General features: G+C 35.9%; 8 protein-coding genes. All 8 read right to left on the minus strand.

Annotation, left to right across the window (positions count from 1 at the left end):
- Positions 1 to 131 precede the first annotated feature (131 nt).
- On the minus strand, positions 132 to 1,499 hold the full coding sequence (nuoF, locus tag ACOYLP_RS09875) for an NADH-quinone oxidoreductase subunit NuoF (RefSeq protein WP_422856006.1): 1,368 nt from the start codon (positions 1,497 to 1,499) through the stop codon (positions 132 to 134).
- Between the two features lie 4 nt (positions 1,500 to 1,503).
- Positions 1,504 to 2,034 (minus strand): complex I 24 kDa subunit family protein, encoded by a 531-nt coding sequence (locus tag ACOYLP_RS09880; RefSeq protein ID WP_422856007.1) that lies wholly within the window; start codon positions 2,032 to 2,034, stop codon positions 1,504 to 1,506.
- Positions 2,035 to 2,117: 83 nt separating this feature from the next.
- Complete coding sequence (locus ACOYLP_RS09885) at positions 2,118 to 3,353, minus strand: NADH-quinone oxidoreductase subunit D (RefSeq protein WP_422856008.1); 1,236 nt, start codon at positions 3,351 to 3,353, stop codon at positions 2,118 to 2,120.
- 97 nt (positions 3,354 to 3,450) lie between these two features.
- Positions 3,451 to 3,972 carry an NADH-quinone oxidoreductase subunit C gene (locus tag ACOYLP_RS09890; protein WP_422856009.1) on the minus strand — a complete coding sequence of 174 codons (522 nt, stop codon included), beginning with the start codon at positions 3,970 to 3,972 and terminating at the stop codon, positions 3,451 to 3,453.
- A 1-nt stretch (position 3,973) separates the two neighbouring features.
- The gene (locus ACOYLP_RS09895) at positions 3,974 to 4,519 is read right to left on the minus strand and encodes an NADH-quinone oxidoreductase subunit B (RefSeq protein WP_422856010.1); all 546 of its coding nucleotides are present in this window, start codon (positions 4,517 to 4,519) and stop codon (positions 3,974 to 3,976) included.
- Between the two features lie 13 nt (positions 4,520 to 4,532).
- Positions 4,533 to 4,898, minus strand: a complete 366-nt coding sequence (locus tag ACOYLP_RS09900) for an NADH-quinone oxidoreductase subunit A (RefSeq protein ID WP_422856011.1) — start codon at positions 4,896 to 4,898, stop codon at positions 4,533 to 4,535.
- A 199-nt stretch (positions 4,899 to 5,097) separates the two neighbouring features.
- Positions 5,098 to 5,298 carry a cold-shock protein gene (locus ACOYLP_RS09905; protein WP_136151253.1) on the minus strand — a complete coding sequence of 67 codons (201 nt, stop codon included), beginning with the start codon at positions 5,296 to 5,298 and terminating at the stop codon, positions 5,098 to 5,100.
- Positions 5,299 to 5,521: 223 nt separating this feature from the next.
- A partial coding sequence (gene aspS / locus ACOYLP_RS09910; RefSeq protein WP_422856012.1) for an aspartate--tRNA ligase occupies positions 5,522 to 6,699 on the minus strand: 1,178 nt, incomplete at its 5' end.

Here is a 6,699-nt window from a genome sequence, read left to right on the forward strand (position 1 = left end):
GATTGTTGTTCCTGGTGCTACTTCAATTTCTTGACCGTCTATGGTTACTTTCATAATAATAGTTGTTAGTTTTTGGTTTTGGTTGTTAGTTCTTGAATATTCATCGACTATCAACAATCAACCGTAAACTTTTATACTGTTTGCTTTGCTACTAAATGCTTTACTTTTTCAAAAGGTTCAGTAACAAAGTGATCTCTATTTTTTATTTTTTCCGGAAAACGGATATGGTATTCAAACTCATCTTTAAAATGACGAATTGCAGCAGCGACTGGCCAAGCAGCGGCATCTCCTAAAGGACAAATCGTGTTTCCTTCAATTTTGGCTTGTATGCTCCATAACAACTCGATATCTTCTTCACGTCCTTGTCCGTTTTCGATTCTCCACAAAACTTTTTCTAGCCATCCTGTTCCTTCACGGCAAGGTGTGCATTGACCGCAAGATTCATGATGGTAGAAACGAGAGAAATTCCATGTATTTCGAACGATACAAGCTCGGTCATCATACACAATAAATCCACCTGAACCTAACATCGAACCGGTTGCAAATCCACCATCTGAAAGACTTTCGTAGGTCATCAAACGATCTTCACCCGCAGCTGTTTTGTATATTAAATGCGCTGGTAAAATTGGCACTGAACTTCCTCCAGGAACCAATGCTTTTAATGGTCTGTCAGTTTGCATTCCACCACAATATTCATCAGAATTCATGAATTCGTAGACAGATAATCCTAAATCTATTTCGAAAACTCCTTGATTTTTGATGTTTCCGGAAGCTGAAATTAACTTGGTTCCAGTCGAACGACCAATTCCTATTCCGGCATAATCAGCACCTGAATTATTTACAATCCAAGGCACAGCTGCAATTGTTTCAACATTATTCACCACTGTTGGATTAGCCCAAAGTCCTGAAACTGCTGGGAATGGTGGTTTAATTCTAGGATTTCCACGTTTTCCTTCTAAGCTTTCAATCAAAGCTGTTTCTTCTCCACAGATATAAGCTCCAGCTCCAATTTGAACGTATAATTCTAAATCGTAACCTGAACCTAATATATTTTTACCTAACCAACCGGCAGCTTTTGCTTCGGCGATGGCTTTTTCTAAAATTTTGTAAACCCACATATATTCTCCACGAATGTAGATGTAAGATAGGTTGGCGCCTAAGGCATAACTTGAGGTAATCATTCCTTCAATCAATAAATGAGGAATAAATTCCATCAAATAGCGGTCTTTGAAAGTTCCTGGTTCCGATTCGTCGGCATTACAAACCAAATGACGCGGTTTGCCTGATTTCTTGTCGATAAAACTCCATTTCATTCCAGCGGGAAATCCAGCACCACCACGACCACGAAGTCCCGAAGTTTTTACTTCTTCGACTACTTCGTCCGGAGTCATTTTTTTCAAGGCTTTTTCAACCGATGCATAACCGCCTTCTTTGCGGTATACTTCATAGGTTCTAATTCCCGGAACATTTATTTTGTCTAATAATATTTTTCTTCCCATGATATTACTTATCGTGTAAAGTGATTTTTCCGTCTTTACAATCAGAGATTAATTGGTCGATTTTTGCTTCTGTCAAATGTTCTTGGTAGAAATCACCCAACTGCATCATTGGGGCATAACCACAAGCTCCTAGGCATTCAACACCACGCACTTCGAAAAGTCCGTCTGCTGTTGGTTCACCAACTTTTACTCCTAATTTGTTACACGTATAATCCATCAAATCTTCTACTCCGTTTTGACAACAAGGAGAGGTTTGACAGAATTCAAACATATATTTCCCGATAGGTCTTTGATTGTACATGGTGTAAAACGTCACCACTTCATAGACTTCAATAGGTTGTATTTCTAAAATTTCGGCTACTTTATTTTGCAAATCAATGCTTAACCAATTGTCGTGAGCATCCTGAACCTCATGCAAAACAGGCAATAAAGCTGATTTTCTTTTTTCTGCAGGATAGTGACTGATTAACTCATTGATGCGATTCATCAAAGTATCAGTGATATTTATTTCTTGTTTAATGTGAGATCTTTCCATTTTTTAATTTGAGATTTAGGATTTAGGATTTAGGATTTTTCAATCTGCTTTCTAAAATCTGTATTCTGCAATCTTATTTCTTTTTAAGCGTCTAATTCGCCGGCAATTACATTTAAACTTGATAATATTACGATAGCATCGGATAACATTCCACCTCTAATCATTTCAGTATAAGCTTGATAATAAATATAGCAAGGTCTTCTGAATTTCAATCGGTAAGGCGTTCGGCTACCGTCGGTAATTAGATAAAATCCTAATTCTCCATTTCCGCCTTCCACAGCATGATAAATTTCATCAACAGGAACCGGAACTTCTCCCATCACAATTTTAAAGTGATAGATTAAGCTTTCCATATTGGTGTAAACATCTTCTTTTGGAGGTAAATAATAATCGGGAACATCAGCGTGGATAGGGCCTTCTGGTAACTTTGCTAATGCTTGCTTGATGATACTCAAACTTTCCCAAACTTCGGCATTACGAACACAAAAACGGTCATACGTATCACCAGATTTTCCAACAGGGATATCAAATTCAAAATCTTCATAGGAAGAATAAGGAGCCGCTTTACGAACATCGTAATCAATTCCAGCGGCACGTAAATTTGGACCTGTTAATCCGTATTGCATGGCGCTTTCGGCAGTAATCGGACCAACATTAACCGTTCTGTCAATAAAGATTCTGTTTCTTTCAAAAAGATTTTCGAATTCTTTCCATGCAACCGGAAATTCTTCAAGGAAAGTATTAAGCAATTCAAATGCTTTTGGCGACCATTCTCTTTCGAAACCACCAATTCTTCCCATATTTGTTGTTAAACGAGCACCACAAATTTCTTCATAGATTTCATATACTTTTTCTCTGAATTGAAAAACATAAAGGAAACCAGTATAAGCTCCAGTATCAACTCCAAGGATTGAATTACAAATTAAGTGATCGGTAATTCTAGCTAATTCCATTACGATTACTCTCAAATATTGCGCTCTTTTAGGCACTTCAATATTTAACAGTTTTTCTACGGTCATCCACCAAGCCATATTATTAATTGGCGACGAACAATAATTCATTCGGTCTGTCAATACATTGATTTGGTAAAACGGACGGTTTTCGGCTATTTTTTCAAAAGCCCTGTGAATATAACCAACGGTTGGTTCAGCATCTAATATTCGCTCGCCATCCATTAATAAAATATTTTGGAATATTCCGTGAGTAGCCGGGTGAGTTGGTCCTAAATTTAATATAGAAAATTCACTTCCGTCTTCATTTCGGCTTTGTTCTATGATTTTAGCATATCGATGCTCTGGTGGTAATAATAAATCTGACATTTTTTAATTGACAATTAACAATTGATAATTAATAATTAGTTTTTTTGATGCCATTAAATTTTATTCTTTTTTACAATTTATAATTATTCATTATCAATTATCCATTATTGACTGGTGTTCTTCCGAAGAAACGATCATCTTTATCTGTTCTTCCGCTGTCTTCTAATGTGAATTCTTTTCGCATTGGATGCGAAACCATTTCATCCATATTCAAGATTCGTTTAAGTTGCGGATGTCCTTTGAAATTGATTCCGAAGAAATCCCAGGCTTCTCTCTCCATCCAATTGGCGCAAAGAAATAAATCAGTTATAGTTTGAACTTCTGCAGGGTCGGGCAAAAATGTTTTTACTCGAATTCTAACATTTTCAACCCAATTGTGTAATTGATATACCACAGCAAACTGATGGTTTTCATCATTGTCAGGAAAATGAATTCCAGTCAAATCGGTAAGAAAATGGAAGTTTAAGCTTTCGTCTTCTTTCAATGTTTGAATTACTTCATGGATATTATCTGGAGTAGCTTCGAAGGAAAAAATATTTCTTTTCATTTCAAAATTCAGCACATTATTACCAAATTTTTTAGATATATTTTCTTGTATGTATGCAGTTTCTAAAGCCATATTATAGGTTGTAAGAAGCTAATAATTCTTTATATTCTGGTGAATTTCTTCGGCGAACCGATTCATTTCTAACCAATTCTTGTAATTGCATAACGCCATCTACAATTTGTTCTGGCCTTGGTGGGCATCCTGGAACGTAAACGTCTACCGGAATTACTTTATCAATTCCTTGTAATACAGAGTAAGTATCGAATACACCACCTGAACTTGCACATGCACCAACGGCAATAACCCAACGAGGTTCTGACATTTGTTCGTATACCTGACGTAAAATTGGCGCCATTTTTTTAGATATCGTTCCCATCACCATTAGCATATCCGCTTGACGGGGAGAAAAACTAACTCTTTCAGAACCAAATCGTGCTAAGTCATAGTGCGAAGCCATTGTTGCCATAAATTCGATTCCGCAACAAGAAGTAGCGAAAGGCAATGGCCAAAGCGAATTGGCGCGAGCCATTCCAACAACATCGTTCAATTTTGTAGCGAAAAAGCCTTCACCTACAACTCCTTCTGGCGGAGCAACCATATTTGTTTTTGTATCGCTCATTGCAATTATATTTTTATTCCCATTCCAGGGCTTTCTTTTTGATGATGTAGAAGAAACCAACTAAAAGTAGCATCATGAAAATAACCATTTTAATCATTCCTTCAATTCCCAATGCTTTGAAATTGATTGCCCAAGGATATAAGAAAATCACTTCAACATCAAACAAAACAAATAAAATTGCCACAAGGAAATATTTTACAGAAAAAGGAATCCTTGCATTACCAACAGATTCTATTCCGCATTCAAAGTTTTTGTCTTTGTTTTTTGAGTGTCTTTTTGGGCCCAAGTAGCCAGAGCCAATAATAGTCAAAACCACAAATCCTATGGCTAAACCTGCTTGCATAAGGATTGGTAAATAATCTAATTGATTAGATTGCATAATGGATATGATTAGATGTAAATTAACAGGCACAAATATACATCGCATAATTTAATTCGCAAAAATCAAAGGATAAAGGTTTCTCAAATATTACTATAAAATAGTTATTTAAAACAATTATAAATAATCTAATTTGCGCAAAAAAAACGTCCCGAATTTCGGGACGTCTTTAAACTAGGTAATCAAAAAATAATATATATTAGTCTTCGATAGCTACTACTTGAGCTGCTACTTTACCTTTTCTACCTTCTTCTTCTTCGTAAGATACTTTATCTCCTTCGTTTAAACCTTCAGATTTAACTCCAGTAGCATGTACGAAAATGTCTTTTCCAGTTTCATCATCTGTGATAAAACCATAACCTTTAGACTCGTTGAAAAATTTTACTGTTCCTGTGCGCATTTTATATTGTAAAAATAATTAATAATGGTCAAAGATAAATTTTTTGATGACATGACAAACATTTCAGTGTTAAATAATTAAAAATTTGTTAATTTTTTTATCATACTTTAAAATATTGATAACGAAATACTTGAGAAATTTTAAATTTTAACGTAAAAAAAGCAACTGTTTTTAACTATTTGAACAGTTGCTTCTTAAATTTATGGGAATTTGATATAAATTACTACAAATCCAATTTAATGTATAATTCTTTAAGTTGATTATCATCAATTGCAGATGGCGCATCAATCATAACATCTCTTCCGGAATTGTTTTTTGGGAAAGCAATAAAATCTCTAATGGTTTCCTGTCCACCTAAAATTGCTACTAATCTGTCTAATCCAAATGCTAATCCACCGTGTGGTGGCGCACCAAATTGGAAGGCATTCATCAGGAATCCAAATTGGTCATCGGCTTGTTCAGGAGAAAATCCTAAAAGCGAAAACATTCTACTTTGTAACTCTTTATCGTGAATTCGGATAGAACCACCACCAATTTCATTTCCGTTTAAAACCATATCATATGCATTTGCACGAACTTTTCCCGGTTCGGTTTCAATAAGTTTCATGTCTTCTGGTTTTGGTGAGGTAAATGGATGGTGCATAGCATGGTAACGACCACTTTCTTCGTCCCATTCTAATAATGGAAAATCAACAACCCATAATGGAGCAAACTCTTCGGGATTTCTTAATCCCAATCGTGTTGCCAATTCCATACGAAGTGCCGAAAGTTGTGTTCGTGTTTTATCCGCCGTACCAGAAAGTACAAAAATCATGTCGCCAGCTTTAGCATTAGTAGCTTTTGCCCAATTTGCTAAATCATCTTGGTCATAGAATTTATCTACGGAAGATTTGTAGGTTCCGTCTTCTTCACATTTTACATATACCATTCCGGAGGCACCAATTTGTGGACGTTTTACCCAATCAATCAAAGCATCTATTTCTTTTCGAGTATAGGATGCGCAACCTGGCGCAGCAATTCCAACTATTAATTCAGCTGAGTTGAAAACGCCAAACTCTTTATGTTGGGCAACCGAATTCAATTCGCCAAACTTCATTTCAAAACGAATATCCGGTTTGTCATTTCCATAGGTTTTCATGGCGTAATCGTATGTCATTCTTGGAAATTCTGCAACATCAATTCCTTTAAGTTCTTTAAGTAAATGACGAGTCAATCCTTCGAAAACATTTAAGATGTCTTCCTGTTCAACGAATGCCATTTCGCAATCGATTTGTGTAAATTCAGGTTGTCTGTCGGCACGTAAATCTTCGTCACGGAAACATTTTACGATTTGAAAATATTTATCCATTCCACCAACCATCAATAATTGTTTGAACGTTTGAGGTGATTGTGGTAAGGCAT

The sequence above is a fragment of the Flavobacterium sp. genome, from assembly GCF_049318325.1.
GTDB lineage: Bacteria > Bacteroidota > Bacteroidia > Flavobacteriales > Flavobacteriaceae > Flavobacterium.